The organism is Jeotgalibacillus sp. ET6, assembly GCF_029667115.1.
Lineage (GTDB): Bacteria > Bacillota > Bacilli > Bacillales > Jeotgalibacillaceae > Jeotgalibacillus.
Map to the genome: position 1 here is coordinate 1 of NZ_JARUIU010000367.1, position 229 is coordinate 229.

At 34.1% G+C, this 229-nt stretch carries 1 pseudogene; it reads right to left on the reverse strand.

Annotated features, from left to right (window positions below):
* Positions 1-16: 16 nt before the first annotated feature.
* A pseudogene (locus P6709_RS20435) lies at positions 17-229 on the reverse strand (hypothetical protein); the annotation flags it as partial.

Sequence of the window (229 nt, forward strand, 5' to 3'; positions counted from 1 at the left end):
ATCATAATGTGCTTTTTCAAACATTTCTTTCGGAAACTTTTTGTTTGATTGGTTCGTCTATGGAAGAAATCGAACCGTCTTCTTGCATTTCTTCTAAGTGCTTGTCAAACTCTTCAATTAATTCTTCATTTCCCATATGATATCCTATAAATTGCTTAGCACATAAAACGCTTGCCATTTGAAGGAGAATCTGCGGTTTCAATCGCATTAAAGCATTTGCAATCTGAAA